This is a genomic window from Ramlibacter paludis, from assembly GCF_022012305.1.
GTDB lineage: Bacteria > Pseudomonadota > Gammaproteobacteria > Burkholderiales > Burkholderiaceae_C > Ramlibacter > Ramlibacter paludis.
This window is the reverse complement of the sequence record NZ_JAKLTM010000001.1, coordinates 869,598-896,264: the sequence shown is the minus strand read 5'-3', so window position 1 is coordinate 896,264 and position 26,667 is coordinate 869,598. Positions and strand designations below refer to the sequence as shown.

Below are 26,667 nucleotides of genomic sequence, written 5' to 3'. Positions count from 1 at the left end.
GGTAACCGGTGTTGCAACCGGAATCTTCCTCACGGGTTATACACGTTTGCGGCTGGGCCGCGCATCCGTCACGCGGGGGTAGGCGAAGCCGCAAGCGTGCGGATTTCACGCCCGCTTGCGGATTCTCCGGGGCTCAGACGAGGACGCGCTCGATGCCGCCGCTGTTGGCCGCCTTGACGTACGCGGGCATCCAGTCGGGGCCCAGGATCTTGCTGGCCATTTCGACCACGATGTAGTCGGCCTCCAGCAGGCCGTTCTGCAGGTCGTGGTTGTAGCGCGAGAGGCCTTGCAGGCAGCTCGGGCAGCTGGTGAGGATCTTCACGTTGCCCTTTTCAGGGACGGCGCCGGAGGCCCGCAGCGCCGCTTCGTCCTTGCGCAGCTCCTCCTCCTTGCGGAAGCGGACCTGGGTCGAGATGTCCGGCCGCGTGACGGCCAGCGTGCCTGACTCGCCGCAGCAGCGCTCCGACTTGCGCACGTTGTCCCCCACCAGCGCCTTCACCGTCTTCATCGGGTCCTGCAGCTTCATGGGCGTGTGGCAGGGGTCGTGGTACAGGTAGCCGCCCGCGCCCTCCAGCGTGATGCCCTTTTCCAGCAGGTACTCGTGGATGTCGATGATGCGGCAGCCGGGGAAGATCTTGTCGAACTCGTAGCCTTGCAGCTGGTCGTAGCAGGTGCCGCAGGAGACCACCACCGTCTTGATGTCCAGGTAGTTCAGCGTGTTGGCGACGCGGTGGAACAGCACCCGGTTGTCGGTGATCATCTTCTCGGCCTTGTCGAACTGGCCCGAGCCGCGCTGCGGGTAGCCGCAGCAGAGATAGCCAGGCGGCAGCACCGTCTGGACGCCGGCATGCCACAGCATCGCCTGCGTCGCCAGGCCCACCTGCGAGAACAGGCGCTCCGAGCCGCAGCCCGGGAAGTAGAAGACCGCCTCGCTTTCGGCCGTGGTCGCCTTCGGGTCGCGGATGATCGGGACGTAATCGCGGTCCTCGATGTCCAGCAGCGCGCGCGCCGTCTTCTTGGGCAGGTTGCCGGGCAGCTTCTTGTTGATGAAGTGCACCACCTGCTCCTTGATGGGCGCGGCGAAGTGCGTCTCCGGCGGCTTCTGCACCTGCAGGTGGGCCAGGCCGCGCAGCAGGTTGTTGCCCCAGCGCTGGGCCTTGTAGCCGATGCCCACCAGGCCGGCGCGGATCAGCTTGATGCTTTCCGGGCTGGTGGCGTTGAGCATCAGCATCGCCGCGGCATTGCCCGGTCGGAAGGACTTCTGCCCCATCTTGCGCAGCAGGTTGCGCATGTTCATCGACACGTCGCCGAAGTCGATCTTCACCGGGCAGGGGCTCTCGCACTTGTGGCAGACCGTGCAGTGGTCGGCCACGTCCTCGAATTCCTCCCAGTGCTTGATGGAGACGCCGCGGCGGGTCTGCTCCTCGTACAGGAAGGCCTCCACCAGCAGCGAGGTGGCGAGGATCTTGTTGCGCGGGCTGTACAGCAGGTTGGCGCGCGGCACGTGGGTGGCGCACACCGGCTTGCACTTGCCGCAGCGCAGGCAGTCCTTGACCGAATCGGCGATGGCGCCGATGTCGGACTGCTGCATGATGATCGACTCGTGCCCCATCAGGCCGAAGGACGGCGTGTAGGCGTTGGTCAGGTCGGCGTAGACCGAAGTGTCGGAATCCATCTGCGCGTGGCGCAGCAGCTTGCCCTTGTTGAAGCGGCCTTCCGGGTCGACCTTCTGCTTGTAGTCGGCAAAGGGCTTCAGTTCCTCGTCGGTCAGGAATTCCAGCTTGGTGATGCCGATGCCGTGCTCGCCCGAGATCACGCCGTTGAGCGAGCGGGCCAGCACCATGATGCGTTTCACCGCCTCGTGCGCCGACTGCAGCATGGCGTAGTCGTCGCTGTTGACCGGGATGTTGGTGTGCACGTTGCCGTCGCCGGCATGCATGTGCAGCGCCACCCACACACGCCCCTTGAGCACGCGCTGGTGGATGGCGTTCATCTCCGCCAGGATGGGCGCGAAGGCGTCGCCGGCAAAGACGTTGGCGAGCGGCGCGCGGATCTGCGTCTTCCAGCTGGCGCGCAGCGAGTGGTCCTGCAATTGCGGGAACAGGGCTTCCACGTCGTCCAGCCAGCCTTGCCACTGCTGCCGCACTTCGCGCACCACTTCCAGCGCCTGCCCGACGCGGTCTTCCAGCAGTTCGGCCGACGGCAGTTCGGCCGCGTCGTCCTGCTTGCCCAGCGGCAGGCGGCCGCGCGCGAAGAAGGCTTCCAGCTCGTTGGCCAGCTGGATCTTGTTGCGCAGGGACAGCTCGATGTTGATGCGCTCGATGCCGTCGGTGTACTCCGCCATCCGCGGCAGCGGGATCACCACGTCCTCGTTGATCTTGAAGGCGTTGGTGTGCTTGCTGATGGCGGCCGTGCGCTTGCGGTCCAGCCAGAACTTCTTGCGCGCTTCCGGGCTGATGGCGATGAAGCCTTCGCCGCTGCGCGAATTGGCCAGGCGCACCACTTCGGAGGTGGCGCGGGCCACGTCGTCCGGGTTGTCGCCGGCGATGTCGCCGATCAGCACCATCTTCGGCAGCACCGCGCGCTTGGACTTGGTCGCGTAGCCGACGGCGCGCAGGTAGCGGTCGTCCAGGTGTTCCAGGCCCGCGAGCACAACGCCGGTGCGCTTCTGCTCCGCGAACATGAAGTCCTTGATCTCCACGATGCTCGGCACGGCGTCCCGGGCATTGCCGAAGAACTCCATGCAGACCGTGCGCGTGTGCTGCGGCATCTTGTGCACGACCCAGCGCGCGCTGGTGATCAGGCCGTCGCAGCCTTCCTTCTGGATGCCCGGCAGGCCGGAGAGGAACTTGTCGGTGACGTCCTTGCCCAGGCCTTCCTTGCGGAAGCTGGCGCCGGGGATCACCAGCTGCTCGGTGCGGGCCGGCTTGCTCCAGTCGACCTTGTTCGCCGCCCGGAAGTAGCGCAGCTCGAAGGTCGCGACCGGTGCATCGTGGATCTTGCCGAGGTTGTGGTCGAGCCGGACCACTTCCAGCCATTCGGCCTCGGGCGTGACCATGCGCCAGGACACGAGGTTGTCCAGCGCGGTGCCCCACAGCACGGCCTTCTTGCCGCCGGCGTTCATGGCGACGTTGCCGCCGATGCAACTCGCTTCGGCGGACGTGGGGTCGACCGCGAATACGTAGCCCGCGCGCTCGGCCGCATCGGCGACGCGCTGGGTGACGACGCCCGCTTCGGTCCAGACGGTGGCGACCGGCTCGGCATGGCCGCCGATCGCGACCAGCTCCACCTCGGTCATGGCTTCGAGCTTCTCGGTGTTGATCACCGCGCTCTTCCACGTGAGCGGAATGGCGCCGCCGGTGTAGCCGGTGCCGCCGCCGCGCGGGATGATGGTCAGGCCCAGCTCGATGCAGCCCTTCACCAGGCCGGCCATCTCGGCTTCGGTGTCCGGCGTGAGCACGACGAAGGGGTACTCCACGCGCCAGTCGGTCGCATCGGTCACGTGCGAGACACGCGAGAGGCCGTCGAACTTGATGTTGTCCTTGGCCGTATAGCGGCGCAGTGCACGCTGCGCGCGGCCGCGCAGTTCGGCCGTTTCCGTGAAGGCCGCATCGAAACGCTTGACCGCGCCGCGGGCCGCATCCAGCAGTTCGCCGACCAGGGCGTCGCGCTGCGGGTCGCCCTCGGGCGAGCGGCGCTTCTCGACTTCCGTCAGCCGATGCTGCAGGGCCTCCACCAGCTGGCGGCGGCGCTTGGGGTTGTCCAGCAGGTCGTCCTGCAGGTAGGGATTGCGCTGAACGACCCAGACGTCGCCCAGCACCTCGTACAGCATCCGGGCGGAACGGCCGGTGCGGCGCTCGTCGCGCAGCTGGTTCAGGATCTCCCAGGCGCGCGACCCCAGCAGGCGGATCACGATCTCGCGGTCGGAGAACGAGGTGTAGTTGTAGGGGATCTCTCGCAGGCGCGGCGCATCGCCGTCGGCCGCGGCCATGAGTTGTTCGAGTGTTGTCGGCGCGTTCATCTGGTGATCCATGTCAGCCAAACGAATGCAGTGCCGGCTGAAGGAAGATGTTACCGCAGTGCAGCACGGCGCACGGGGGCTATGGGAAACCCGCTTGCCCCTGCGGCGGGGCGTTTGTCTAATCGCGGTCACAAATTGCCCGTACAGTCACGGGCTTTGCATCCGAACGAGGACCCTGCAGATGAAATTCAAGCTTTCCGCCTTCGCGCTGACCGCCGCATTCGCGTTCGCGGCCCCGGCCCAGGCGCAGACCGAGATCCAGTGGTGGCACTCCATGGGCGGCGCCCTGGGCGAGTGGGTCAACGACCTGGCCAAGGACTTCAATGCCAGCCAGAAGGACTACAAGATCGTCCCGACCTTCAAGGGCAGCTACGCCGAGTCGATGACCGCGGCCATCGCCGCCTACCGCGCCGGCAACGCCCCGAACATCGTGCAGGTGTTCGAAGTGGGCACCGCGACCATGATGGCCTCCAAGGGCGCCATCGTGCCCGTGGCCAAGGTGATGACCGACGCCGGCCTGAAGTTCGACCCCAGCGTGTACGTCCCGGCGGTCGCCGGCTACTACACGGCCCCCAACGGCCAGATGCTGAGCTTCCCCTTCAACAGCTCCACGCCGGTCTTCCACTACAACAAGGACGCCTTCAAGTCCGCCGGCCTCGACCCCGAGAAGCCGCCGACCACCTGGCCGGAAGTGGCGCTCGCCGCCGCCAAGCTGAAGGCCTCCGGCCACAAGTGCCCGTTCACCACCAGCTGGATCAGCTGGACGCAGCTGGAAAGCTTCTCGGCCTGGCACAACGTGCTGTACGCGACCAAGAACAACGGCTTCGGCGGCCTGGACACGCGGCTGGCCTTCAACAGCCCGCTGCACGTGCGCCACATCGAGAACCTGGCCAACATGGCCAAGAGCGGCCTGTTCGTCTACAAGGGCCGTGACAACGCCGCCGACGCGACCTTCGTCTCCGGCGAATGCGCGATGGCGACGGCCTCGTCGGCCCTGGCCGGCAGCGTCAAGCGCAACGGCAAGTTCGCCTACGGCATCGGCACCCTGCCCTACTACCCGGACGTTCCCGGCGCGCCGCAGAACACGGTGATCGGCGGCGCCAGCCTGTGGGTGCTCTCCGGCAAGAAGCCCGAGGAGTACAAGGGCGTGGCGAAGTTCTTCCAGTACCTGTCGCAGCCGCAAGTGGCCGCCGCCAGCCACCAGCGCACCGGCTACCTGCCCGTGACCAAGGCTTCGTTCGAGATGACCGAGAAGTCCGGCTTCTACAAGCAGAATGCCGGCTACGACGTCTCGGTGAACCAGATGGTCCGCAAGACCACCGACAAGTCGCGCGGCGTGCGCCTGGGCAACTTCCTGCAGATCCGCACCATCATCGACGAGGAACTCGAAGGCGTGTGGCGCGGCGCGAAGCAGCCGAAGGAAGCGCTGGACGAGGCCGTCAAGCGCGGCAACGAGCAGCTCGAGCGCTTCGAGAAGGCTAACAAGTCCTGACGGACTTGCCGCCTTCCCTGCGCGCTCCGCTGCTCGCACCCAGGATGACGGCACCCCTTCCCCCGCCCTCCCCCGCCAAGCGGGGGAGGGTGTTTCTTTGGTGAGCGAGAATCGCGCGTATGGAGAAACGGGTCCTTTTCAAGTCGGCATGGCTGCCCTGGGTGCTGATCGCACCGCAGATGGCCGTCATCCTGGTGTTCTTTTTCTGGCCCGCGGGCCAGGCGCTGTACCAGAGCGTGCTGCAGGAGGACGCCTTCGGCTCCAGCAGCGAGTTCGTCGGCATGGCCAACTTCCAGCGGCTGTTCGCCGACCCGAGCTACCTGGCGTCGTTCAAGACGACCGCGGTCTTCTCGATCCTGGTCGCCGTCGGCGGCCTGGCGGTGTCGCTGCTGCTGGCCGTGATGGCCAACCGCGTGGTGCGCGCCTCCGGCCTGTACAAGACGCTCCTGATCTGGCCCTATGCCGTCGCCCCCGTGGTGGCCGGCGTGCTGTGGCTGATGATGTTCGCCTCGCCCTACGGCGTGGTCCGCTACGCGCTGATCGAGATGGGCTTCGACTGGAACCACCTGCTCAACGCCAACCACGCGATGGCCCTGATCGTGATGGCCGCCATCTGGAAGCACCTGTCGTACAACTTCCTGTTCTTCCTGGCCGGCCTGCAGTCGATCCCGCAGTCGCTGATCGAGGCGGCCACCATCGACGGCGCCACGCCCTGGAAGCGCTTCTGGTCGATCGTGTTTCCGCTGCTGTCGCCCACCACCTTCTTCCTGCTGGTGATCAACATCATCTACGCCTTCTTCGAGACCTTCGCCATCGTCGACGCGGCCACGCACGGCGGGCCCGGCAAGGAAACGGCGATCCTGGTCTACAAGGTCTACTACGACGGCTTCAAGGCGCTGGACATCAACGGCTCGGCCGCGCAGTCGGTCGTGCTGATGGCGATCGTGATGGCGCTGACGGTCATCCAGTTCCGGTACGTCGAGAAGAAGGTCCATTACTAACATGGTTCAACGGAATCCAATCCTCGACTTCTTCTCCCACCTGATCCTGATCGTCGGGGTCATCGTGGTGTTCTTCCCGATCTACGTCACCTTCGTCGGCTCGACCCAGACGGCGGCGCAGATCCTCACCAGCAACCCGATCTCGCTGCTGCCCGGGAGCAACTTCCTGGAAAGCTACCGCTTCGCGCTGTTCGGCGGCAAGACCGAAGCCGGCGCGACGGTGGCCCCCGCCCTGCCCATGATGGGCATCAGCCTGGCCAGCGCGCTGATCATCGCCATCGGCAAGATCGCGATCTCGCTGCTGTCGGCCTTCGCCATCGTCTACTTCCGCTTCCCGGCCAAGAACCTCGTCTTCTGGATGGTGTTCGTCACGCTGATGCTGCCGGTGGAAGTGCGCATCGGCCCGACCTACCAGGTGGTGTCGGACCTGAAGATGCTGAACACGATGTCGGGCCTGACGATCCCGCTGATCGCCTCGGCCACGGCCACCTTCCTGTTCCGCCAGTTCTTCCTGACGGTGCCGGACGAACTGGTGGAGGCGGCGCGCATGGACGGCGCGGGCCCGATGCGCTTCTTCAAGGACGTGCTGCTGCCGCTGTCCAAGACCTCGATGGCGGCGCTCTTCGTCATCCAGTTCATCTACGGCTGGAACCAGTACCTGTGGCCGCTGCTGGTGACCACCGACGAGAAGATGTACCCGATCGTGATGGGCATCAAGCGCCTGATCTTCGGCGAGGTCTACATCGAGTGGAACGTGGTGATGGCCACCGCCATCCTGGCGATGCTGCCGCCGGCGATCGTCGTGATCCTGATGCAGAAGTGGTTCGTCAAAGGTCTCGTGGATACCGAAAAATAATATGGCCTCCATCTCTCTTCGCAACGTCGTCAAGAAGTACGGCAAGGGCAAGTCCGAACTGCAGGTGATCCGCGGCGTGAACGCCGAGATCGCCGATCGCGAGTTCATCGTCATCGTGGGGCCTTCGGGCTGCGGCAAGTCGACGCTGCTGCGCATGGTGGCCGGGCTGGAAGAAATCAGCGGCGGCGAGATCGCCATCGGCGACCGCGTGGTGAACAACCTGGAGCCGGCCGAACGCGACATCGCCATGGTGTTCCAGAACTACGCGCTCTACCCGCACATGAGCGTGTTCGAGAACATGGCCTACGGGCTGAAGATCCGCAAGATGCCGATCGAGGAGATCAAGCAGCGCGTGGACAAGGCCGCCGGCATCCTGGAACTGGGTCACCTGCTCGATCGCAAGCCGCGCCAGCTCTCCGGCGGCCAGCGCCAGCGCGTGGCCATGGGCCGCGCCATCGTGCGCCAGCCGCAGGTCTTCCTGTTCGACGAGCCGCTGTCCAACCTGGACGCCAAGCTGCGCGCGCAGACCCGCCTGGAGATCCAGAAGCTGCACCGCGAGCTGGGCATCACGTCCCTCTTCGTCACGCACGACCAGGTGGAAGCGATGACGCTGGCGCAGCGCATGATCGTCATGAACGCCGGCCGGATGGAGCAGTTCGGCACGCCGGAAGAGGTCTACCACCGGCCCGCCACGACCTTCGTCGCCAGCTTCATCGGCTCGCCGCCGATGAACCTGCTGAAGGAAGCACCCGGCGGCCGCAGCGGCGCCATCACCGGCATTCGGCCCGAGCATCTGGACGTCGGCAGCGACGGCTGGGAAGTGCGCACCGAATCGGTGGAGCTGCTGGGCGCCGAGCGCCTGGTCTATGGCCGCGTCGGCGGCGAGCAGGTCATCGTGCGCATCGAGGAAGGCCGGCCCTCGCCGGTGGCCGACCAGGTGATCCGCGTGAAGCCGCGCGAAGACCGGCTGCACTGGTTCGACGCGCAGAGCGGCCAGCGGATCGACGCGTGATGGCCATGCAGCAGTGGCCTTACCCGCGGTGGATCGCACACCGCGGCGCCGGCAAGCTGGCGCCGGAAAACACCATGGCCGCCTTCCGGCTCGGCGCCGCGCACGGCTACCGCATGTTCGAATGCGACGTGAAGCTGTCGGCCGACGGCGTGCCCTTCCTGATGCACGACGCCACGCTGGAGCGCACCACCAACGGCGTGGGCTTCGGCGGCGACCAGCCCTGGGACCAGCTCGCGCGGCTGGATGCCGGCAGCTGGCATTCGCGCGGCTACGTCGGCGAGCCCCTGCCCACCTTCGAGAACCTCGCGCGCTGGTGCATCGCCAACGGCTACCTGCTCGACATCGAGATCAAGCCGACGCCGGGGCAGGAGGCGGCCACGGGCGACGTGGTGGCGCGCTGGGCCGCGCGGATCTGGGCAGGCGTGCAGGTGCCGCCGCTGCTGACCTCGTTCCGGCCCGAGTCGCTGCAGGCGGCGATGCAGGCCCAGCCCGAACTGCCGCGCGGGCTGCTGCTGGATACGCTGTGGGACGGCTGGTTCGACATCGCGCAGCGGCTGCAGTGCGTGGCGATCGTCTGCAACCATGCGCTGTGGGACGGCAAGCTCGTCGCGCAGGTCAAGGACGCGGGGATGCGCTGCCTGAGCTACACGGTGAACGACGAGTGGGCGGCGCAGCGTTTGATCGACCTGGGCACCGACGGGATCGTCACGGACCGCGTCGAGCTTTTCGCGCCGGATTGAACGTCGTCATTGCGGGCTTGACCCGCAAGCCATCACCGGAAATCGCCCGCCAATGACGCGAGCGTCTCCGGCGCGATCCCGACATGCGCCGGATAGTTGGTGTGGTCGCACCCCACTTTCACCGCCGCACCCGCCTTCACCGCCGCTCGCATTGCCGGCGTGAACTCGAAGCGCACGAAGTGCACCGCGGAGGTCTTCTCGTCGTTCTCGCGGTCCAGGTCCTCGTCGGCGATGGCATAGACGCGCGGGTGGCCCTCGACCTCGACGAACATGCGGTCCTCCACGCCGATCAGGCGCTTCAGCTCGCGGCGGCGCTCGTTCTCGTCGGGATATTCGATCAGCATCGTGGCCTTCCAGTTGCTGCCGTCCGGCACCAGCGGCGCATAGGCGTCGATCTCCTGCTGGATCCCCTCCTCCTCGAAGATCTTCTCGATGCGCAGCATCTCCTGGATCTGGTAGCGCATCGTCAGCTCGCTTTCGAACAGCAGCGTGACGTGCTCGCCCAGCCCCACGGTGCGCAGCTTGCGGTGGGCGAGGATCTCGCCCTTGTGCGCCTTGCGCCACTTGCTGTACGCCTCCAGCGTCATCAGGCTGTCGGCGGTGATCTTGCCGGTGGCTTGCATCGTCAATCGAGCCCGTAGGCCATGCGCACCAGCGACAGCGGGTGCTCCAGGCGTGGCGCACCCAGGCCGTTGCGGTCGAAGCCCTGGTCGATGTGGTGGCCGCCCAGCGGACAGTCGGAGCTGATGTAGTCGGGCGCACCGCCTTCGGGATGCTCCGCCATCTTCTTGAACAGCGGCTTGCCGATCTTCATCGCGACCTCGTGGTACGGCTTCTTCACGCCGAAGGTCCCTGCGTGGCCCGAGCAGCGCTCATTGGTGTGGACGAAGGTGCCGGGGATCAGCTTCAGCAGCTCCTCGGTCTTCTTGCCGATGTTCTGCACGCGGCTGTGGCACGGCACCTGGTAACTCACCTTGCCCAGCGGCTTGGGGAACTCCGTCTTCAGCAGGCCGTCGCGGCGGCGCGCGGCCAGGTATTCGAAAGGGTCCCACATCGCCTCGCGCACCGCCTGCACGTCGGCGTCGTCGGGGTACATCAGCGGCAGCTCCTGCTTGAACATCAGGGTGCAGCTGGGCACCGCGCTCAGGATCGCGTAGCCCTCGCGCGCGTACTTCGCCAGCACCGGGATGTTGGCGCGCTTGCTCGCGTCGACCGACTCCAGGTCGCCCAGCTCCAGCTTGGGCATGCCGCAGCACTTCTCCTTCTCCACCAGCTCGTAGGGCACGCCGTTGTGCGCCAGGATCTTGAGCAGGTCGAGGCCGATGCCCGGCTCGTTGTAGTTCACGTAGCAGGTGGAGAAGATCGCGACCTTGCCCGGAGAGCGCTCGCCGTCCTTGACCTGCGTGTCGGCGGACTTGGGCGCGGCGCTGCGGAACCTGCGCGTGGCGAGCGCCGGCAGCCAGGCGTTGCGGTCCACGTTCAGCGTCTTCTCCATCAGCGCGCGCGCCGGCTTGGTCTGGTTCACCGCGTTGGCGACCTGCACCACAACCGGGATGCCGGCGAACTGGCCGTGCACGTCGGTGGAGGACAGGAACTTCTCGCCGAAGCTCACGCCGCCCTGCTTGAACTTGATCGCCTTGGCCCGCAGCATGGTGTGCGGGAAGTCCAGGTTCCACTCGTGCGGCGGCACGTAGGGGCACTTGGTCATGTAGCAGAGGTCGCACAGGTAGCACTGGTCGACCACCTTCCAGTAATCCTTCTTCTCCACCCCGTCGACTTCGCCGGTCTTGCCTTCGTCGACCAGGTCGAACAGGGTGGGAAAGGAGCCGCACAGGCTGACGCAGCGGCGACAGCCATGGCAGATGTCGAAGATGCGCTCCAGTTCCTGGAAGGTCGCCGCCTCGTCGTAGTAGTCCGGGGACTGCCAGGCGATGGGGTGGCGGGTGGGCGCTTCGAGATTGCCTTCGCGTGCGGCCATTGCGGGCTCCGGCGGACGTCAGTCCTGCAGTTCGTTCAAGGCCTTGGTGTAGCGGTTCGCATGCGAGCGCTCCGCCTTGGCCAGGGTTTCGAACCAGTCGGCGATCTCGTCGTGGCCTTCCTCGCGCGCGGTCTTGGCCATGCCCGGGTACATGTCGGTGTACTCGTGGGTTTCGCCGGCAACGGCGGCCTTCAGGTTGTTGCGCGTGCTGCCGATCGGCAGGCCGGTGGCCGGGTCGCCCACCTGCTCCAGCCATTCGAGGTGGCCGTGCGCGTGGCCGGTCTCGCCTTCGGCCGTGGAGCGGAACAGCGCCGCCACGTCGTTCTGGCCCTCCACGTCGGCCTTGTTCGCGAAATACAGGTAGCGGCGGTTCGCCTGCGACTCGCCCGCGAATGCGGCCTTCAGGTTCTCTTCCGTCTTGGAGCCTTTGAGTGCTGCCATGGAAATCTCCTTGCTGGTGGATGAATTGGTGCGCCTCGGCCGGGCCGACGACGTCCACAGGGTAGTCATGTGGCCCACGCCCGTCTAATAGCCCCAGTCAATACAGGCCATGAAGACCCCCTATCCGCCACGGCCGCGCTTGGGACCGCCGCGGCGTTACGGTATAGTAAACGCGTTACGCATTGGTAAATCCGGAGAAGCCATGTCCGCCGTCCTGAAGAACCCGGGCGCCCTGCCTGCGCCCGCGCCGATCCACCAGCTGCACCACTACGCCTACCGGGCGAAAGATGCCGAGGAAACCCGGCATTTCTACGAGGACATCCTGGGGCTGCCGCTGTACCACATCATCCAGAGCGACGTGGTGCCGAGCACGGGCGAGTATTGCCCTTACACGCACTTCTTCTTCCGGCTGCAGGACGGCTCGTTCATCGCCTTCTTCGACCTCGGCGACGACCAGGCGGCCGAGCCCTCGCCGAACACGCCCAAGTGGGTGAACCACATCTCCTTCCGCGTGGACTCGGTCCAGGCGCTGAAGGACATGAAGGCGCGCCTCGAAGCCAACGGCGTCGAGGTGCTGGGCATCACCGACCACCACATCTTCCACAGCATCTACTTCTTCGACCCGAACGGCGTGCGGCTCGAGCTCACGGCGCAGCTGGCCGACGAATTCCAGATGCTGCAGGAGAGCAAGACGGCGCACCAGCGGCTGAACGAGTGGACGGCACGCAAGGAGCAGTGGCGCAAGGAGCGCGCGGCGGGCAAGGTGAGCGCGCCGCTCAAGCCGCAGCAGAACGACCGGCCCGAGTTCGTCAAGAAATGAGCGCCATGGCGGGCAGCTACGCCGAGACGGCGTATTCCAACGGCTATGAGTTCACGCACGGCAGCGGCTACGAACTGCCCGAATATCCTTTCGAGCCGCCGCCGGAGCTGGCTTCAGGCGAAGCCAGCCACCACCCGATCGTCATCGTCGGCGGCGGCATCACCGGGCTGACGCTGGCCTGCGCGCTCGCGCAATACGGCGTGCCGGCGGTGCTGCTCGACGAAGACAACACCGTCGGCGTGAAGGGCGCCTCCTCGCGCGGCATCTGCTACACGCAGAAGTCGCTGGAGATCTTCGAGCGCCTGGGCATCTACCAGCGCATCGCGGCCAAGGGCATCCAGTGGAGCGTCGGCCGCACCTTTGCCGGCGAGGACGAGGTCTATTCGTTCGACCTGCGCCAGCAAAGCGGCTACAACCTGTCGAGCCAGCCGCCCTTCATCAACATCCAGCAGTTCTACATCGAGGGCTACCTGGTCGAGCGCATCTACGAGCTCGGCCAGGTGCAGCTGCGCTGGCGCAACCGCGTGACCGGCTTCCGCGAGGACGGCGAAGGCGCCACGCTCTCGGTCAGCACGCCGGCAGGCGACTACCAGCTGCGCGCCGACTACGTGATCGACGCGACCGGTTCGCACAGCCCCTTCCGCCAGTGGGTCGGCGCCGCGGTGACGGCCAAGAAGGGCGACGACCGCTGGTGCATCGCCGACGTGCGCTTCACGAAGAAGCCGCCGGTGGAGCGCCACACCTGGATCGAGGCGCCGTTCAACGAGAACCGCGCGGTCTGGCAGCACCTGATGGGCGACAACGTCTGGCGCATCGACTACCAGATGGCGCCCGACTCCGACCCGGCGGAAGTGAGCCGCGAGGACGTGGTGCGCGAACGCCTGGGCCGGCAGTTCGGCGCCGACGCCGGCGTCGAGATCGTCTGGGTGGGCCCTTACGCCTACCGCAGCGAATGCGTGGACCGGATGCGGCACGGCCGCGTCTTCCTGATGGGGGATTCGGCCAAGGTCGTCAGCCCGTTCGGCGCGCGCGGCGGCAACACCGGCATCGCCGATGCCGACAACCTGGCCTGGAAGCTGGCCGCGGTGCAGCGCGGGCTGGCCGCGCCGGCCTTGCTGGAGAGCTACCACGAGGAGCGCCACGAGGCCGCGCAGCAGAACGTGCTGGTGACCAACCGCACGGCGCGCTTCCTGCGGCCGGCAACGCCGGTGGAGAAGCGCTTCCGGGATGCGGCGCTCAGCCTGGCCCGGCAGCACATGTTCGCCCGGCAGTTCGTCAACACCGGGCGCATGGCGGTCGCCAACCCCTACACGCGGTCGAGCGCCTGCGACGGCACCGGCGGCCTGTCGGTGCAGAACGTCGCCTTCGAATGGGCCGACGGCAGCAGCGGCCGCGTCAACGACCTGCTGCGCTGGGCCGAGGGCCGCCTGCTGGTGCTGCTCTTCGGCGATGCCGCGCCCGCCGCGCTGGAGCGCCTGCGCAGCCTGGCCGAGACCGCGCCCCTGCGCTGCGTGCAGGTGCTGGGCCCCGACGACACGCCGGGCGCGATGGAGTACGTGCGCGACCCCAAGGGCCACCTGCAAGGCGCCTGCCACGTGTTCGGCCATGCCTGGGCGCTGGTCCGGCCGGACAGCTATGTCGCCGCGACCGGCGAAAGCGTCGATGCCCACCTGGTCCATGCCGTGGGCCAGGCGCTGGGCGCAGCGCTGGAGGAAGCCGCATGAAGACCGCCTTGAACCTGCAGGACGCCGACGGCTTCTACGAGCAGCTGCTGGACGCGCACCAGGGCCTGACGCACGAGCAGTCGGAGCTGCTGAACGCGCGGCTCATCCTGCTGCTGGCCAACCAGGTCGGCGACGCGAAGGTGCTCAAGGAGTGCGTCGAGGCCGCGCGCACCCTGCCCTGAGGGGCGGCGCCCTTAAAATCCCCGGGTGAGTACCGAACAACCCGGGCTGAACAGCCTCTCCAAGTCCTTCGAACCCGCCGCCATCGAGGCGAAGTGGGGTCCGCTGTGGGAACAGCGTGGTTATGCGCGCGCCGGCTACCGCGGCACGGGCGCGGCCCAGGCGGGCGTCCCCTCGTTCGCCATCCAGCTGCCGCCGCCGAACGTCACGGGCACCCTGCACATGGGGCACGCGTTCAACCAGACCATCATGGACAGCCTCACGCGCTACCACCGGATGCGCGGCGAGAACACGCTGTGGGTCCCGGGCACCGACCACGCCGGCATTGCCACGCAGATCGTCGTGGAGCGCCAATTGCAGGAGCAAGGCACCAGCCGCCATGACCTGGGCCGTCCCGACTTCGTCAAGAAGGTCTGGGAGTGGAAGGAGAAGTCGGGCAACACCATCACCACGCAGATGCGCCGCATGGGCGACAGCGTGGACTGGTCGCACGAGTACTTCACGATGGACGAGAAGCTGTCGAAGGTCGTGACCCAGACCTTCGTGCAGCTGTACCAGCAGGGCCTGATCTACCGCGGCAAGCGGCTGGTGAACTGGGACCCCGAGCTGAAGACGGCGGTGAGCGACCTCGAGGTGGAAAGCGAAGAGGAGGACGGCTTCCTCTGGCACATCCGCTATCCGCTCGCGGACGGCTCGGGCGAACTGGTGGTCGCCACGACGCGTCCCGAAACCATGCTGGGTGACACCGCCGTGATGGTGCATCCGGAAGACGATCGCTACCGCCAACTGGTGGGCAAGTCGGTGAAGCTGCCGCTCACCGACCGCGAGATCCCCATCATCGCCGACGAGTACGTGGACCGCGCGTTCGGCACCGGCGTGGTGAAGGTGACGCCGGCCCACGACACCAACGACTACCAGGTCGGCCTGCGCCATGGGCTGCCGATGATCGGCGTGCTGAACCTCGACGCCACGGTCAACGACAAGGCGCCCGCCGCGTACCGGGGCCTGGACCGCTTCGTGGCGCGCAAGAAGGTCGTCGCCGACCTGGAGGCCCTGGGCCTGCTGGTGGAAACGAAGAAGCACAAGCTGATGGTGCCGCGCTGCGCCCGCACCGGCCAGATCGTGGAGCCGATGCTCACCGACCAATGGTGGGTGGCCATGAGCAAGGTGAGCGAGAAGGACCCGACCGGCAAGTCGATCGCGCAGAAGGCCATCGATGCGGTGCAGAGCGGCGACGTGCGCTTCGTGCCCGAGAACTGGGTCAACACCTACAACCAGTGGATGAACAACATCCAGGACTGGTGCATCTCGCGCCAGCTGTGGTGGGGCCACCAGATCCCGGCCTGGTACGACGAACAGGGCAACGTGTACGTCGCCGAAAGCGAGGCGGACGCGCAGGCGCAGGCGCCGGGCAAAAAGCTGACGCGCGACCCCGACGTGCTGGACACCTGGTACTCCTCGGCGCTGGTGCCCTTCTCCACGCTGGGCTGGCCGCAGAAAACGCAGGACTACGACCTGTACCTGCCTTCCACCGTGCTGGTGACCGGCTACGACATCATCTTCTTCTGGGTCGCCCGGATGATCATGATGACGACGCACTTCACCGGCCAGGTGCCTTTCAGGCACGTCTACATCCACGGCCTGGTGCGCGACTCGCACGGCAAGAAGATGAGCAAGTCGGAAGGCAACGTGCTGGACCCGGTCGACCTGATCGACGGCATCTCGCTCGCGCCGCTGCTGGACAAGCGCACCACCGGCCTGCGCAAGCCCGAGACCGCGCCGGCGGTGCGCAAGAACACCGAGAAGGAATTCCCGGAAGGCATCCCGGCCTACGGGGCGGACGCGCTGCGCTTCACCTTCGCGTCGCTGGCGACGCTGGGCCGCTCGATCAACTTCGATCCGAAGCGCTGCGAGGGCTACCGCAACTTCTGCAACAAGCTCTGGAACGCCACGCGCTTCGTGCTGATGAACTGCGAAGGCCAGGACCTGGCGGAGCAGGACGCCACGCAGACGCAGGCCGACCGCTGGATCGTCTCCCTGCTGCAGAAGGCCGAGGCCGACGTGGCCAAGGGCTTCGCCGAGTACCGGCTGGACAACGTCGCCAACACGATCTACCAGTTCGTCTGGGACGAGTACTGCGACTGGTACCTCGAGATCGCCAAGGTGCAGATCCAGGCCGGCGACGCCGCGCAGCAGCGCGGCACGCGCCGCACGCTGATCCGCGTGCTGGAAGCGATCCTGCGCCTGGCGCACCCGCTGATCCCCTTCATGACCGAGGAGCTGTGGCAGAAGGTCGCGCCGGTCGCGGGCAAGAGCGGCGAGTCGATCAGCGTCGCGCCCTACCCCGAGGCCAACCCGGCCAACGTGGATGCGCAAGCCGAAGCCTGGATGGCGCGGCTGAAGGCGGTGGTGGACGCGAGCCGCAACCTGCGCGGCGAGATGAACGTCCCGCCCTCGACCCGCCTGCCGGCTTACGCGGTCGGCGATGCGGCCTTCATGCGCGAAGCGGCGACCGTGCTGAAGGCACTGGCCAAGCTGAGCGAAGTGAAGGTGTTCGACGACGAGGCCGCCTGGGCCGCCGCCGCGCAAGCCGCGCCGGTGGCGGTGGTCGGCGCGACACGCCTGTGCCTGTACATGGAGATCGACGTCGATGCCGAGAAGGCCCGCCTGGGCAAGGAAGCGGGACGCCTGCAAGCCGAACTGGCCAAGGCGAACGGCAAGCTCTCCAACGAGGCCTTCGTCGCCAAGGCGCCGCCGGCGGTGATCGAGCAGGAGCGCAAGCGCATCGCCGACTTCTCGGCTTCGCTCGAGAAGGTGCAGGCGCAGCTGCAGCGGCTGGGCTAGGCGCCCGCCTCCAAACCCATCATCCCGCTGGGCAGCTGGTCGAAGATGCTGGGCGACGTGGCGCTCAGCGTCTCGTGGATGCGCTGCGCCACGTACCAGCTCGCGCGGCCGCGCGACTCGCGCGTGTGCGAGCCCAGGCGCGGGGTGAGGTACAGGTTGGCGCAGTCGTGCAGCGGGCTGCCGCGCGATGCGAAGCCCGATTCGGCCGCATCCATCAACGCGGCCTCGATGCGGCCGTCCCCGAGGGCGGCGGCCAAGGCCGGGCGGTCGAAGAAGTCGGACCGCGTGGTGCTCACCCACACCTGCCCCGGCTTGCACTGCGCAAGCACCTTGTCGTTGATGAAGCCCTGGTAGCGCGAGGCGTACAGCACCTGCACGGCGACGGCATCGGACTGCGAGACCAGCTCCGACAAGGCGACCGGCCGCACGTTGAGCCGGCTCCAGACCGACGATGTCTGGTGCACGGCCGGGTCGTAGCCCACCAGCTTGGCGCCCAGCGACTGCAGCATCATGGCCAGCGGATGCGCGCTCGGTGCCAGGCCGAGCAGGCCTACCGTGCTGCCGTGGAGCTCGCGCCCGAGCCGGATGGCGGCGCGGCGCTGGCCGGCGATCGATTCCGCGATGCCCCGGCGGTACAGCGCCAGCAATCCGCCCAGCAGGTATTCCGCGTTGGAGCGCAGGTTGGCCGTGCTGGCCTGGATCACGCGCACCCGCCGCTCGCGGCACGCTTCCAGGTCGGTGTTGTCGGTGCCTTCGTGCAGGCGCGCGACGGCCTTCAGCATCGGCGCGAAATCCAGGAACTCGCGGGTCACCACCGCCTTGCGCGACAGCACCACGCCCTGGGCCTTGTAAACGGCGCGGCGCAGGTCGGCGGGATCCGCATCGGCCAGCTCGGGCCGGTAGGCGACGGAATGGCGGGCCTCCAGCCAGGCATGGGCTTCCGGGACCAGTCGTTCGAGCAACAAGATTTCCAAAGGACGTCCTTGTCCGACGGGAACGCGCCGGGCGCGTCCGTCACAATGTCACTGCCGAAGAAACGGCACACTGTAGCGATAACTTACAACTCCGTCGATGAGCACGCGCACCAATATCCACAAAGCGGTTTTCCCGGTTGCCGGCCTCGGCACCCGCTTCCTGCCCGCCACCAAGGCGCAACCGAAGGAAATGCTGCCGGTGGTCGACAAGCCCCTGATCCAGTACGCCGTGGAGGAGGCTTATGCCGCCGGCATCCGCCACATGGTCTTCGTGACCGGTCGCAACAAGCGTGCCATCGAGGACCATTTCGACACCGCCTACGAGCTCGAAAGCGAGCTCGAGGCGAACGGCAAGCACGAACTGCTGGAGCTGGTGCGCTCGCTGTCGCCGCAGGACATGGACTGCTCCTTCGTGCGCCAGCCCCGCTCGCTCGGCCTGGGCCACGCGGTGCTGTGCGCGCAACCGATCGTGGGCGATGAGCCCTTCGCCGTGCTGCTGGCGGACGACCTGATGACGGGTGCCGACGGCCGTCCTGGCGTCCTCACCCAGATGGTGGAGGTCTTCGCGCAGGTGCAGTCCTCCGTGCTGGCCGTGCAGGAGGTGCCGCTGGAACACGTGCGCCGCTACGGCATCGTGGCCGGCGATGCCGCCGGCGAGCGGCTGGTGAAGGTGAGCGCCATGGTGGAAAAGCCGGCGCCCGAGAACGCGCCTTCGCGCCTCGGCGTCGCCGGCCGCTACATCCTCACGCCCACGGTGTTCGACCGCATCCGCAACCAGCCGCGCGGCAGCGGCGGCGAGATCCAGCTCACCGACGGCATCGCGCAGCTGATCGCCACCGAAGGCGTCCATGCCTATCGCTACGAAGGCAAGCGCTACGACTGCGGCAGCAAGGAAGGCTTCCTGGAAGCCACGGTGGAATTCGCCCTCAAGCACGCCGAGGTCGGCGCCGACTTCCGCGCCTACCTACGCCAGCTCAAGCTGGATTGAGAGCGATGCGCTGGCTGCCGGACCAGGACCGGCCCGGCGCCAAGCGCACCGGCGCGGCCGCCACGGCGGCTTCGATGCAGACCATGCGCAGCCAGTCCCCAGGCGGCATGTCGCCCAGCGCGGCAGCCTTGGCCGGGCCGGGATTCCAGACCACGGTGTCGACGAAACCGGCCTGCGTGATGCGCCGCGTGGCGCCGTCCTGCAACGCGAGGCTCGCCGGTACGTTGCGGTAGACCCGATCGAGTTCGCCGTCGAAGGTGATTGCCGGTGCCTGCTCGCGCTTCACGCGCAGGCCATCGAGCGCATCCTCGTAGTCGCAGCCCTGCAGGCCTTCGACGCGGGCCTGCCGCACGTCCGGCACGGCCAGGTAGGTGTGGAGGGCGGCGGTGAAACGCAAATCCTCGGTGCCGGTGTTCGTGGCCTCCAGGCCGACTTCGATCCAGCCTTCGCCGAGGCGGACGGTCAAACCGAGGGCGAAGGGATGCGGCCAGGCCGCGGGCGCGAGGCGCGGGTCGAACGCCAGGCGGACCATGTCGCCGGTGGTCTCGACCACGTCCCAACGGTTCACCCGCACGAAGCCGTGCTTCTGCAAGGGCCCGCGATCGGAGAACTGGGGAAAGCACACCGGCACGCCGCCGCGAACCGCGCGGCCCGGCGTGGCGGGCGACAAGGCGCTCCAGTAAAGCTGTTCGCGGCCGCCGGCCTGCCAGGAGAGGAGTTGCGCGCCTTCGGGACTGATGAGCGCGCGGTCGCCGCCCGGGGTTCGGAGTTCGACCAATCAGCGCCTGCGCAGCACGTGCACGAACTCGCCGCCCACGGTCTGCTGCTCCACCAGCTCGTTGCCGGTCTGCTTGGAAAAGGCCTGGAAGTCGCGCAGCGAGCCGCCGTCGGTGGAGATCACCTTCAGCAGCTGGCCGCTCTGCATGTCCGTCAGTGCCTTCTTGGCCTTCAGGATGGGCAGCGGGCAGTTCAGGCCGCGGGTGTCGATTTCCTTGTCGTAATTCATTGCGTCTCTCTCCTCAGGCGCGAGCGGCCATCTCCATGTACTGCGGCTCGTGGCCGCGGCTGCGCAGCCAGTCGGCCAGCGCGTGCCCCGTGCCCGCCGGCCAGCACCGCACCTGGTCGGGGCCGAACAGCTTGTAGTCCACCAGTTCCGGCGACAGCTTCACCGTGCCGGTGCAACGCGCATGGTAGGCGATGATGACCTGGTTCATACGCTGGAAGTCGTAGACGCCGATCAGATTCAGCTCCTCGGCCTGCAGGCTGGTTTCCTCGGCGATCTCGCGGGCGATGCCATCGCGCGGCGTTTCGCCGGCTTCCATGAAGCCGGTGATCAGCGCGTACATCTTGTGCGTCCAGGCGGCGTTGCGCGCCAGCAGGATGCGGCCGTCGTACTCGATCACGGCCGCCAGCACCGGCGTCGGGTTGTTCCAGTGGGTCCAGCCGCACGCCGGGCAGCGCAGGCGCTGCTTCTCGCCGCCGTCTTCCATCTGCGCCACCAGCTGCAGCGCCGTGGCGCACTGCGGGCAGAAGCGGTAGTCACTCACGCCGGAAAGACTCCGGTGGACAGGTAGCGGTCGCCGCGGTCGCAGACGACGAACACGATGGTGGCGTTCTCCACCTGCTGCGCCACCTGCAGGGCGACCCAGCAGGCGCCGGCGGCGGAGATGCCGCCGAAGATGCCCTCCTCGCGGGCCAGGCGCCGGCACATGTCCTCGGCATCCTCCTGGCTGACCGAGATGGTCTCGTCCACCGCGCCCGGGTCGTAGATCTTGGGCAGGTATTCCTGCGGCCACTTGCGGATGCCGGGAATGCGCGAGCCTTCGGCCGGCTGCGCACCCACGATGCGCACGGCCTTGTTCTTTTCCTTCAGGAAGCGCGACACGCCGGTGATGGTGCCGGTGGTGCCCATGGCGCTGACGAAGTGCGTGATGCGCCCGCCGGTCTGCTCCCACAGCTCGGGGCCGGTGGTCTCGTAATGGATGCGCGGGTTGTCGGCGTTGGCGAACTGGTCCAGCACGCGGCCCTTGCCTTCGCGCTGCATGTTTTCCGCAAGGTCACGCGCGTATTCCATGCCGCCGCTCTTGGGCGTGAGCAGAAGTTCGGCGCCGAAGGCCTTCATGGTCTGCGCGCGCTCGACCGACAGGTCTTCCGGCATCACGAGCACCATGCGGTAGCCCTTGATGGCCGCGGCCATGGCAAGCGCGATGCCGGTGTTGCCCGAAGTCGCCTCGATCAGCGTGTCGCCGGGCTTGATGTCGCCGCGCTCTTCGGCGCGCCGGATCATCGACAGGGCAGGCCTGTCCTTGACCGAGCCGGCGGGGTTGTTGCCTTCTAGCTTGCCGAGGATGACGTTGCCGCGCTTCGCGTTGTCCGCGGCGCCGATCCGCTGCAGGGCCACCAGCGGCGTCTTGCCGATTGCGTCCTCGATGGTGGGGTAATGCATGTAACTACTGTGCCATAATTTCCGGCTTCCCTCTACGTGCCGCCGGAGTGGCGAAATCGGTAGACGCAGCAGACTCAAAATCTGCCGGTGGCAACACCGTGCCGGTTCGATTCCGGCCTCCGGCACCAGGGCGATAACCCCCCTCGCGCTTCGCGCGTACCGGCCGCTTTCAGGCCCCTGCTTTGCACGGGCGGAGCCGCGTGAGACGTTCATTCGCCAGTTCCTGGAAAACCACCTCAAATCTGTAGCCGTGGGCAGGAGAAACTCTTTGACTGCAACTGCCAGCCGGACGAGACGCACAACCATGCTGCGGGCCGCATTCTGGGTGTATGCGGCTTTCGTGCTGTATCTGGCGCTGACCCCTATGCCCCCGGTCAGGGTGTCTGGCTGGGATAAAGCTAACCACGTCTATGCCTTTGCAAGTCTGGGGGTCTTGGGATTAGCATCTTGGCCGACAAGGCCCGTTCGCATGTTGGCCGTCCTGCTTGCGTATGGATGCCTGATTGAGATATTGCAGTCGTTCACGCCCACTAGGCAAGCGGACTGGCACGACGTTCTCGCCGATTCGGTGGGCTTGCTCGTCGCCGTCGTCATATGGTTCTCAATCCAGTGGTTAGCTCGCAGGTGGCCGAAATGATTGCGAGGGTTGGCGCGCCATTTGTACGGGCACAAAAAAAAGAAACCCGCGCAAGGCGGGTTTCTTCGTTTGCGGTTCAGCGCTCGATCAGCCGCCGGTGACAGGCTGCAGCGTCACAGTGCCGGCGGCCTTGCCGTTGATCGTGACCTGGCCGCCTTCGTTGATGCTGACGGTCACCAAGGTGCCGCTGGAGACCGCGGTGTTCAGGCGCAGCGTCGCGCTGCGTTCACGCGCGATTGCGTCGGCAACGAGCAAGCGAGTGGACACCGTCAGCTGGCAGTTGGCGACCGTCACGGTCTTGCCCACGGCCATCGGGCTCGTCGACGGGAAGGTAGAAGAGGTCACACGGAAGATGCAGGAACCGAACTCCAGCGCTCCGGAGGCAGTGCCGGTGGTCGAGGCGATGCTGAAGGTGGGCGTGGCCGTCGCCGAAGTGGAGGTGACGACGACAGAGGTGGTGCCCGTGGTGCCGAAATCGGGCACAGCACCGAAGGTGAAGGTCTCGCCGGAAATGTCCTGGGCCAAGGCGGGACCCTGGGTCTTGTCCGCCGAAATGGCGAGATCGGACGAGGCAACCGTGAACGTTTCCCCGCCCCCGCCACCGCCGCAAGCGGCCAGTAGAGTTGCGCCGAATAGCGTCGCAATCAAAAGGATTCGTTTTTTCATTTCAAGGCCTTTTCTTCATCAAATTGGTATGCCGCGAGAGTACAAGAAATGCAACCGCTCGTAAACCGCCAATGTGAGACCAAAGCCTCTGGCTCCGCGTTTGCATTTTGAGCATTGATGCGCAAAAAACGGCATCCAGCAACCCCCATTTTCATGATCCACGCTTACGGCAGAGTTCGCCCTCGCGCAGAGGAGCAAGGATCGGGCCCAGAACTGGTTCGCGGTGCGCTCGAACCCTCAAAAAGAGCACAAAGTGCCATGTTTCTTGCTTAATCCCATGGGAGCATTGGCGGGTGCGCTGAGGTTGTGTAGGATACGTCTTGCTGTTGCTTCTAGTTGCAATTGAGCGTAAGAAAGTCCAAGGATGTACCGGATCAACGAAGAACTGACGACCCCTGCGACCGTCCCTGACAGGCTGCGCGAAGAGCAAGTAGCTCTTGGCGCACTTGGCCGTTGTGTGAAGCGCGGCTGCGATGTCGCGGGTGCTGTGTTCTTTCTTGTCCTGTTTTCGCCCCTGTTGCTGGCCGTGATCGTGGGGATCAAGCTGACGTCACGCGGCCCGGTCATCTATTCGCAACCCCGCATCGGGCGCGGAGGCAGGAGCTTCCACTTCTACAAGTTCCGATCGATGGTTTCGGATGCGGATCAGGTGTTGACTTCGTTTCTGGACACCGACAGTGAGGCGCGGCAGCAGTGGGACCAGTATCAAAAGCTGGAAAACGACCCTCGGATTACACCTTTCGGCCGCTTTATTCGCCGCACCAGTCTGGACGAACTACCCCAACTGTGGAACGTGCTAGTAGGCGACATGAGCGTTGTCGGCCCGCGTCCGTGCATGCCCAACCAGAAGAGGCTTTACGGTGTCTACTGGCCGAGCTATTGCGCGGTGCGGCCGGGCCTCACGGGCCTTTGGCAGGTAAGTGGTCGGAACCGTCTGACCTATGCCGAGCGTGTCAGGCTCGATGCTAGCTATGTAAAGAACTGGTCTCTGTGGCTCGACTTCAAGATCCTCGTCAAGACAATACGGGTCGTTCTTACCGGAGATGGCTCTCGCTGAGGCGCGCCTCCAGCGCGGGGCCGGCACCTCAGCCAGGCTGGACGGCAAACTCTTCCAATTTTTTCCCGCTCGCAAGGGCATCGACAACCCACCGCGGCTTGCGGCCACGGCCACCCGACCAGGTTTCCCCGTTGGGACCGCGGTATCTGATTGCGGCCGGGGCGGCACTCTTCTTGGTTGTTGTGGGTCCGCGCTTCTTTACCTGCGCGCCCGCATTGCGGGCCAGGCCCAATTGTTCAGCCGTCAAGCCGTATAGGCGAATTTTCTGTTTCACATCCGCGATGGCGTCGACGATCTCCTTCCTGCGCATGGACTCCGCCTCGGCGAGAAGTTTTTCCGCCTGCTGCTTCAGTTCCAAATAAGTCGCCACGAATGGTCCTCCAAGGTATCCCCAAATTATGCAGATGAACAGGCCGACACCGCCCGCTATCACCCTGCGCTGTTATCTGGAGCTACAGGTTGCGCGCAGTGGCGCGCTTGCTCTCGCCTGTTTGTTTCCCGCGTTCGCGTCGGGGATGGATCAGACATTCACCCAAGGGGGGTTTACGGGCTACGGCATCACCCCGAACGCCCAACTTCTCGGCTGGGGCCGGATGGCTCTAGGCTACGACAATCAACTTGCGGGGTACGTCCGTAACCCGTCGGGCCATAACTATGTGCTGGGTTTCGGCCTGTTGCCCAACATGGAGGTCTCGGGTCGGCTGGCCGCCAGTTCCCCGCAGGACGCGAATTGCTTTGCCGTCGACTGCGGCGCGCGGGATCTGTCCGCTTCGGGGAAGTTCGGCATCGGCCTGGACACCGCCGGACGATTCCGGATCGCCGTCGGCGCAACCGACCTGGGCGGATCGGTCACCTATTTCCGGAGCTACTACGGAGTCGGCACGTTCAGTGCAGGCGATTGGGAGGTCAGCGGCGGTGTAGCCAAGCGCAGCGGAGCCGGCGTAGCCGGCTCTCGGTCCCCGCTCGACGGCCCCTTCGCGGCTGCGGCGTGGCAGCCTGCAGCCTGGGTGCGCGGCCACGTCGAATACACCGATGGAAATGCCTGGGCCGGAGTGCGCCTGTTCGCGCCGCAGGCTTGGCTGCCTGAGGGTTGGAGTGGATTCTTGGGAGCCAATGTCCGGTTGACGGGAACCGACCTGACCGAGAAGTCATGGGTATCGGCGGGGATCTCGATCCCGCTTTACAAAGTCCCGGCACTGGGAGGTGCCGCGAATCAGCCCCCCCCGGCGTTGCGCGGAGTGCAGCAGCCATTGCCCGCTTATGAAGCTCGAGCTGTACCTACACCCATCACCACCTCAGCGCCACCGCTGCCGCCCCAGCCTGGAGCGACAAACAGCCGGCGCGTGAGTGACGACCGAATGCGTGACCTCGCAGCCGCCCTGCGCGCCGCGGGCCTGGAAGATATCTGGGTGGGCCGCATGCCCGACGGATCGGTGGCCGCGCGGGCCAACAACGCCACCTACAACTGGAACAGCCTCGATGCCGTCGGCGCCTCACTGGCCGCGATTGCCCGCACGCTCGGCGACTCGCCAGCCGGCTATCGTTTCATTCTCACGCAGCGGCAGCTCCCGATGGTTGCCATCACCGGACAAACGGACTGCCTGCGCATGTGGATCCAGACGGACGCCGCCGGATGCGCCGCGGGCGAGCTTTCCACTCCCGGGACCACGGCGCTGGATTTGCTGCAGACCGACGCCGACTGGGTGGTGCGCCGCGATGCGCCGAGCTGGCAAACCCTGCGCGTAGCCTTGTCCCCGGTGCTGCGCACAAACATCGGCTCCGAGTTCGGCGTCCTGGATTACTCAGTGGGCGCCAATATCGGCTTTCTCCAGCCTTTGTGGAGCGGCGCCACCGTGGAGGCTCGCTTCGACGTGCCGATCGCGAACAGCAGTGACTACGAAGAAGGCGCAATATTCGGGCGCCGTCGCGTCGTCGGAGGACTCGAGCGGCTTGCGTTCACGCAGGTGATGAGACTGCCGCTGGAGCGCTGGCTCGCCCCCACCGACGACGTCGAGGTCAAGCGGCGCGGCCTCGCAGCGCTGACTGCGCAAGCGACAATCGGCCGCTACGGGAGCTACTACGATGGCATTCACGGCTCGCTGCGCTGGGAGCCCGGCGACGGCAGGCACCGGCTGTCCGCGGAAGCTGGCGTATTCCGGAATGGCGACTATGGCAATCCAGATACGCAGGGGCCGCGCACCGCCCGACCGTTTCTTGCCAGCTACCGTTATCACTTCCAGCCCACGCGCACGTACCTGGAAGCTACGGCGGGCAACTTCATGCGCAACGACGTCGGCGTGCAGGTCGGCATGCGGCAGTGGTTCGGTGACGTGGCGGTCAACCTCTACTACCGCCACAGCAAGTTCGAAAACTCTCCCGCGCGTCAGTTCCTGGGACTGATGGTCTCGGTGCCGATCGGACCGAGACGCGACATGAACCCCGGGGGCCTCCAGGTGACCGGGACGCCTCGCTTTTCGGTGGGCACGGAATCCACCTTGCGAGAAAAAGGCGGCAACACCGTGCGCATCGGCTATGGCGTCACGCCCCCAGTCCCTTCACTGGACGCAGTCTTTAACTCCGATCGCGCCGGCCTGGCCTATTTCGAAGACAACCTCCGACGCATCCGAGACGCGGCGCGGCAATCCCCCGGATCGGGAGCATTGCACGATTAGGACGGGCTCCTCTGTGGGGAGAGGCGGATTTCCGAGGGCGGCTGGGTTAAAGTCACACGTTTGCGTCAAGCGCACGGGATCGAAATGGGGTTGAGACAAAGAATTCGTGCGGGGCTGT

24 protein-coding genes and 1 tRNA gene are annotated in these 26,667 nt (G+C 66.3%); 14 read left to right on the top strand and 11 right to left on the bottom strand.

Annotated elements, in window-relative coordinates; all coding sequences use genetic code 11:
- Window positions 1-133 precede the first annotated feature (133 nt).
- Complete coding sequence (locus tag LZ009_RS04600; protein ID WP_275696688.1) at window positions 134-4,021, bottom strand: FAD/FMN-binding oxidoreductase; 3,888 nt, start codon at window positions 4,019-4,021, stop codon at window positions 134-136.
- 181 nt (window positions 4,022-4,202) lie between these two features.
- Here LZ009_RS04600 and ugpB point away from each other — a divergent pair, with 181 nt between their 5' ends.
- The 5 genes from ugpB (at window position 4,203) to ugpQ (ending at window position 9,122) form a co-directional block, all read left to right on the top strand.
- Window positions 4,203-5,513, top strand: a complete 1,311-nt coding sequence (gene ugpB / locus LZ009_RS04595; protein ID WP_275696687.1) for a sn-glycerol-3-phosphate ABC transporter substrate-binding protein UgpB — start codon at window positions 4,203-4,205, stop codon at window positions 5,511-5,513.
- Window positions 5,514-5,632: 119 nt separating this feature from the next.
- On the top strand, window positions 5,633-6,514 hold the full coding sequence (gene ugpA / locus LZ009_RS04590) for a sn-glycerol-3-phosphate ABC transporter permease UgpA (protein WP_275696686.1): 882 nt from the start codon (window positions 5,633-5,635) through the stop codon (window positions 6,512-6,514).
- 1 nt (window position 6,515) lies between these two features.
- On the top strand, window positions 6,516-7,370 hold the full coding sequence (ugpE, locus tag LZ009_RS04585; RefSeq protein ID WP_275696685.1) for a sn-glycerol-3-phosphate ABC transporter permease UgpE: 855 nt from the start codon (window positions 6,516-6,518) through the stop codon (window positions 7,368-7,370).
- Window position 7,371: 1 nt separating this feature from the next.
- Entirely contained in the window at window positions 7,372-8,382 is a 1,011-nt protein-coding gene (locus LZ009_RS04580) for a sn-glycerol-3-phosphate import ATP-binding protein UgpC (RefSeq protein ID WP_275696684.1), read from the top strand.
- Window positions 8,382-9,122: a glycerophosphodiester phosphodiesterase gene (ugpQ, locus tag LZ009_RS04575; RefSeq protein WP_275696683.1), complete on the top strand. Its 741-nt coding sequence runs from the start codon at window positions 8,382-8,384 to the stop codon at window positions 9,120-9,122. Before LZ009_RS04580 ends, ugpQ begins: the two co-directional genes overlap by 1 nt.
- A 32-nt stretch (window positions 9,123-9,154) precedes the next feature.
- On the opposite strand, the gene LZ009_RS04570 is transcribed toward ugpQ, so the two are convergent.
- From LZ009_RS04570 to LZ009_RS04560, 3 genes are read right to left on the bottom strand one after another with little or no spacing between them, the layout of a single operon-like run.
- Complete coding sequence (locus LZ009_RS04570; protein ID WP_275696682.1) at window positions 9,155-9,745, bottom strand: DUF3501 family protein; 591 nt, start codon at window positions 9,743-9,745, stop codon at window positions 9,155-9,157.
- A gap of 2 nt (window positions 9,746-9,747) precedes the next feature.
- Window positions 9,748-11,100 carry a (Fe-S)-binding protein gene (locus LZ009_RS04565; protein ID WP_275696681.1) on the bottom strand — a complete coding sequence of 451 codons (1,353 nt, stop codon included), beginning with the start codon at window positions 11,098-11,100 and terminating at the stop codon, window positions 9,748-9,750.
- An 18-nt stretch (window positions 11,101-11,118) separates the two neighbouring features.
- Window positions 11,119-11,541: a rubrerythrin family protein gene (locus LZ009_RS04560; protein ID WP_275696680.1), complete on the bottom strand. Its 423-nt coding sequence runs from the start codon at window positions 11,539-11,541 to the stop codon at window positions 11,119-11,121.
- Window positions 11,542-11,743: 202 nt separating this feature from the next.
- Here LZ009_RS04560 and LZ009_RS04555 point away from each other — a divergent pair, with 202 nt between their 5' ends.
- From LZ009_RS04555 to LZ009_RS04540, 4 genes are read left to right on the top strand one after another with little or no spacing between them, the layout of a single operon-like run.
- On the top strand, window positions 11,744-12,361 hold the full coding sequence (locus tag LZ009_RS04555; protein ID WP_275696679.1) for a VOC family protein: 618 nt from the start codon (window positions 11,744-11,746) through the stop codon (window positions 12,359-12,361).
- A gap of 5 nt (window positions 12,362-12,366) precedes the next feature.
- On the top strand, window positions 12,367-14,085 hold the full coding sequence (locus LZ009_RS04550; RefSeq protein ID WP_430300198.1) for an FAD-dependent oxidoreductase: 1,719 nt from the start codon (window positions 12,367-12,369) through the stop codon (window positions 14,083-14,085).
- Window positions 14,082-14,267: a DUF2783 domain-containing protein gene (locus LZ009_RS04545; RefSeq protein WP_275696677.1), complete on the top strand. Its 186-nt coding sequence runs from the start codon at window positions 14,082-14,084 to the stop codon at window positions 14,265-14,267. The genes LZ009_RS04550 and LZ009_RS04545 overlap by 4 nt, the downstream gene beginning before the upstream one ends.
- A 25-nt stretch (window positions 14,268-14,292) precedes the next feature.
- Window positions 14,293-17,109: a valine--tRNA ligase gene (locus LZ009_RS04540; protein ID WP_275696676.1), complete on the top strand. Its 2,817-nt coding sequence runs from the start codon at window positions 14,293-14,295 to the stop codon at window positions 17,107-17,109.
- On the opposite strand, the gene LZ009_RS04535 is transcribed toward LZ009_RS04540, so the two are convergent.
- Window positions 17,106-18,074, bottom strand: coding sequence for an NAD(P)-dependent oxidoreductase (locus LZ009_RS04535; RefSeq protein WP_275696675.1), 969 nt, complete (start codon window positions 18,072-18,074; stop codon window positions 17,106-17,108). The two genes, LZ009_RS04540 and LZ009_RS04535, sit on opposite strands and share 4 nt — an antisense overlap.
- A 106-nt stretch (window positions 18,075-18,180) precedes the next feature.
- Between LZ009_RS04535 and galU the strand changes: the two genes are divergently transcribed.
- A complete protein-coding gene (gene galU / locus LZ009_RS04530) occupies window positions 18,181-19,071 on the top strand; it encodes a UTP--glucose-1-phosphate uridylyltransferase GalU (RefSeq protein WP_275696674.1) in 891 nt (296 codons plus the stop codon).
- Here the strand turns inward: galU and LZ009_RS04525 are convergent.
- From LZ009_RS04525 to cysM, 4 genes are read right to left on the bottom strand one after another with little or no spacing between them, the layout of a single operon-like run.
- Window positions 19,058-19,849, bottom strand: a complete 792-nt coding sequence (locus tag LZ009_RS04525; RefSeq protein ID WP_275696673.1) for a D-hexose-6-phosphate mutarotase — start codon at window positions 19,847-19,849, stop codon at window positions 19,058-19,060. The two genes, galU and LZ009_RS04525, sit on opposite strands and share 14 nt — an antisense overlap.
- Window positions 19,850-20,077 (bottom strand): sulfurtransferase TusA family protein, encoded by a 228-nt coding sequence (locus tag LZ009_RS04520; protein WP_275696672.1) that lies wholly within the window; start codon window positions 20,075-20,077, stop codon window positions 19,850-19,852.
- Between the two features lie 13 nt (window positions 20,078-20,090).
- Window positions 20,091-20,663 carry an NUDIX hydrolase gene (locus LZ009_RS04515; protein WP_283254169.1) on the bottom strand — a complete coding sequence of 191 codons (573 nt, stop codon included), beginning with the start codon at window positions 20,661-20,663 and terminating at the stop codon, window positions 20,091-20,093.
- The gene (gene cysM / locus LZ009_RS04510; protein WP_275696670.1) at window positions 20,615-21,517 is read right to left on the bottom strand and encodes a cysteine synthase CysM; all 903 of its coding nucleotides are present in this window, start codon (window positions 21,515-21,517) and stop codon (window positions 20,615-20,617) included. The genes LZ009_RS04515 and cysM overlap by 49 nt, the downstream gene beginning before the upstream one ends.
- Window positions 21,518-21,558: 41 nt before the next feature.
- Here cysM and LZ009_RS04505 point away from each other — a divergent pair.
- Together LZ009_RS04505 and LZ009_RS24340 are read left to right on the top strand one after the other, a co-directional pair.
- A tRNA-Leu gene (locus LZ009_RS04505) sits at window positions 21,559-21,645 on the top strand.
- 176 nt (window positions 21,646-21,821) lie between these two features.
- Window positions 21,822-22,154: a VanZ family protein gene (locus tag LZ009_RS24340; RefSeq protein ID WP_430300188.1), complete on the top strand. Its 333-nt coding sequence runs from the start codon at window positions 21,822-21,824 to the stop codon at window positions 22,152-22,154.
- Window positions 22,155-22,241: 87 nt separating this feature from the next.
- Here the strand turns inward: LZ009_RS24340 and LZ009_RS04500 are convergent, their stop codons facing one another.
- On the bottom strand, window positions 22,242-22,820 hold the full coding sequence (locus LZ009_RS04500; protein ID WP_275696669.1) for a hypothetical protein: 579 nt from the start codon (window positions 22,818-22,820) through the stop codon (window positions 22,242-22,244).
- Window positions 22,821-23,184: 364 nt separating this feature from the next.
- Here LZ009_RS04500 and LZ009_RS04495 point away from each other — a divergent pair, with 364 nt between their 5' ends.
- Window positions 23,185-23,877, top strand: a complete 693-nt coding sequence (locus LZ009_RS04495) for a sugar transferase (RefSeq protein ID WP_275696668.1) — start codon at window positions 23,185-23,187, stop codon at window positions 23,875-23,877.
- 28 nt (window positions 23,878-23,905) lie between these two features.
- On the opposite strand, the gene LZ009_RS04490 is transcribed toward LZ009_RS04495, so the two are convergent.
- A complete protein-coding gene (locus tag LZ009_RS04490) occupies window positions 23,906-24,235 on the bottom strand; it encodes an H-NS histone family protein (RefSeq protein ID WP_275696667.1) in 330 nt (109 codons plus the stop codon).
- Between the two features lie 46 nt (window positions 24,236-24,281).
- On the opposite strand from LZ009_RS04490, the gene LZ009_RS04485 reads away from it, so the two are divergent.
- Window positions 24,282-26,549, top strand: a complete 2,268-nt coding sequence (locus LZ009_RS04485; RefSeq protein WP_275696666.1) for a YjbH domain-containing protein — start codon at window positions 24,282-24,284, stop codon at window positions 26,547-26,549.
- The last annotated feature ends 118 nt before the right edge of the window (window positions 26,550-26,667 follow it).

Excerpts from the sequence above, each read along its gene's own strand:
- LZ009_RS04520 (WP_275696672.1), bottom strand. The coding sequence starts at position 20,077 with ATGAATTACGACAAGGAAATCGACACCCGCGGCCTGAACTGCCCGCTG.
- LZ009_RS04500 (WP_275696669.1), bottom strand. The coding sequence starts at position 22,820 with ATGAAAAAACGAATCCTTTTGATTGCGACGCTATTCGGCGCAACTCTA.
- ugpQ (WP_275696683.1), top strand. The coding sequence starts at position 8,382 with ATGGCCATGCAGCAGTGGCCTTACCCGCGGTGGATCGCACACCGCGGC.
- LZ009_RS04495 (WP_275696668.1), top strand. The coding sequence starts at position 23,185 with ATGTACCGGATCAACGAAGAACTGACGACCCCTGCGACCGTCCCTGAC.
- LZ009_RS04485 (WP_275696666.1), top strand. The coding sequence starts at position 24,282 with ATGAACAGGCCGACACCGCCCGCTATCACCCTGCGCTGTTATCTGGAG.
- LZ009_RS04545 (WP_275696677.1), top strand. The coding sequence starts at position 14,082 with ATGAAGACCGCCTTGAACCTGCAGGACGCCGACGGCTTCTACGAGCAG.
- ugpE (WP_275696685.1), top strand. The coding sequence starts at position 6,516 with ATGGTTCAACGGAATCCAATCCTCGACTTCTTCTCCCACCTGATCCTG.
- ugpA (WP_275696686.1), top strand. The coding sequence starts at position 5,633 with ATGGAGAAACGGGTCCTTTTCAAGTCGGCATGGCTGCCCTGGGTGCTG.
- LZ009_RS04550 (WP_430300198.1), top strand. The coding sequence starts at position 12,367 with ATGGCGGGCAGCTACGCCGAGACGGCGTATTCCAACGGCTATGAGTTC.
- LZ009_RS04570 (WP_275696682.1), bottom strand. The coding sequence starts at position 9,745 with ATGCAAGCCACCGGCAAGATCACCGCCGACAGCCTGATGACGCTGGAG.
- LZ009_RS04580 (WP_275696684.1), top strand. The coding sequence starts at position 7,372 with ATGGCCTCCATCTCTCTTCGCAACGTCGTCAAGAAGTACGGCAAGGGC.
- galU (WP_275696674.1), top strand. The coding sequence starts at position 18,181 with ATGAGCACGCGCACCAATATCCACAAAGCGGTTTTCCCGGTTGCCGGC.
- ugpB (WP_275696687.1), top strand. The coding sequence starts at position 4,203 with ATGAAATTCAAGCTTTCCGCCTTCGCGCTGACCGCCGCATTCGCGTTC.
- LZ009_RS04555 (WP_275696679.1), top strand. The coding sequence starts at position 11,744 with ATGTCCGCCGTCCTGAAGAACCCGGGCGCCCTGCCTGCGCCCGCGCCG.
- LZ009_RS24340 (WP_430300188.1), top strand. The coding sequence starts at position 21,822 with ATGCTGCGGGCCGCATTCTGGGTGTATGCGGCTTTCGTGCTGTATCTG.
- LZ009_RS04565 (WP_275696681.1), bottom strand. The coding sequence starts at position 11,100 with ATGGCCGCACGCGAAGGCAATCTCGAAGCGCCCACCCGCCACCCCATC.
- LZ009_RS04600 (WP_275696688.1), bottom strand. The coding sequence starts at position 4,021 with ATGAACGCGCCGACAACACTCGAACAACTCATGGCCGCGGCCGACGGC.
- cysM (WP_275696670.1), bottom strand. The coding sequence starts at position 21,517 with ATGCATTACCCCACCATCGAGGACGCAATCGGCAAGACGCCGCTGGTG.
- LZ009_RS04560 (WP_275696680.1), bottom strand. The coding sequence starts at position 11,541 with ATGGCAGCACTCAAAGGCTCCAAGACGGAAGAGAACCTGAAGGCCGCA.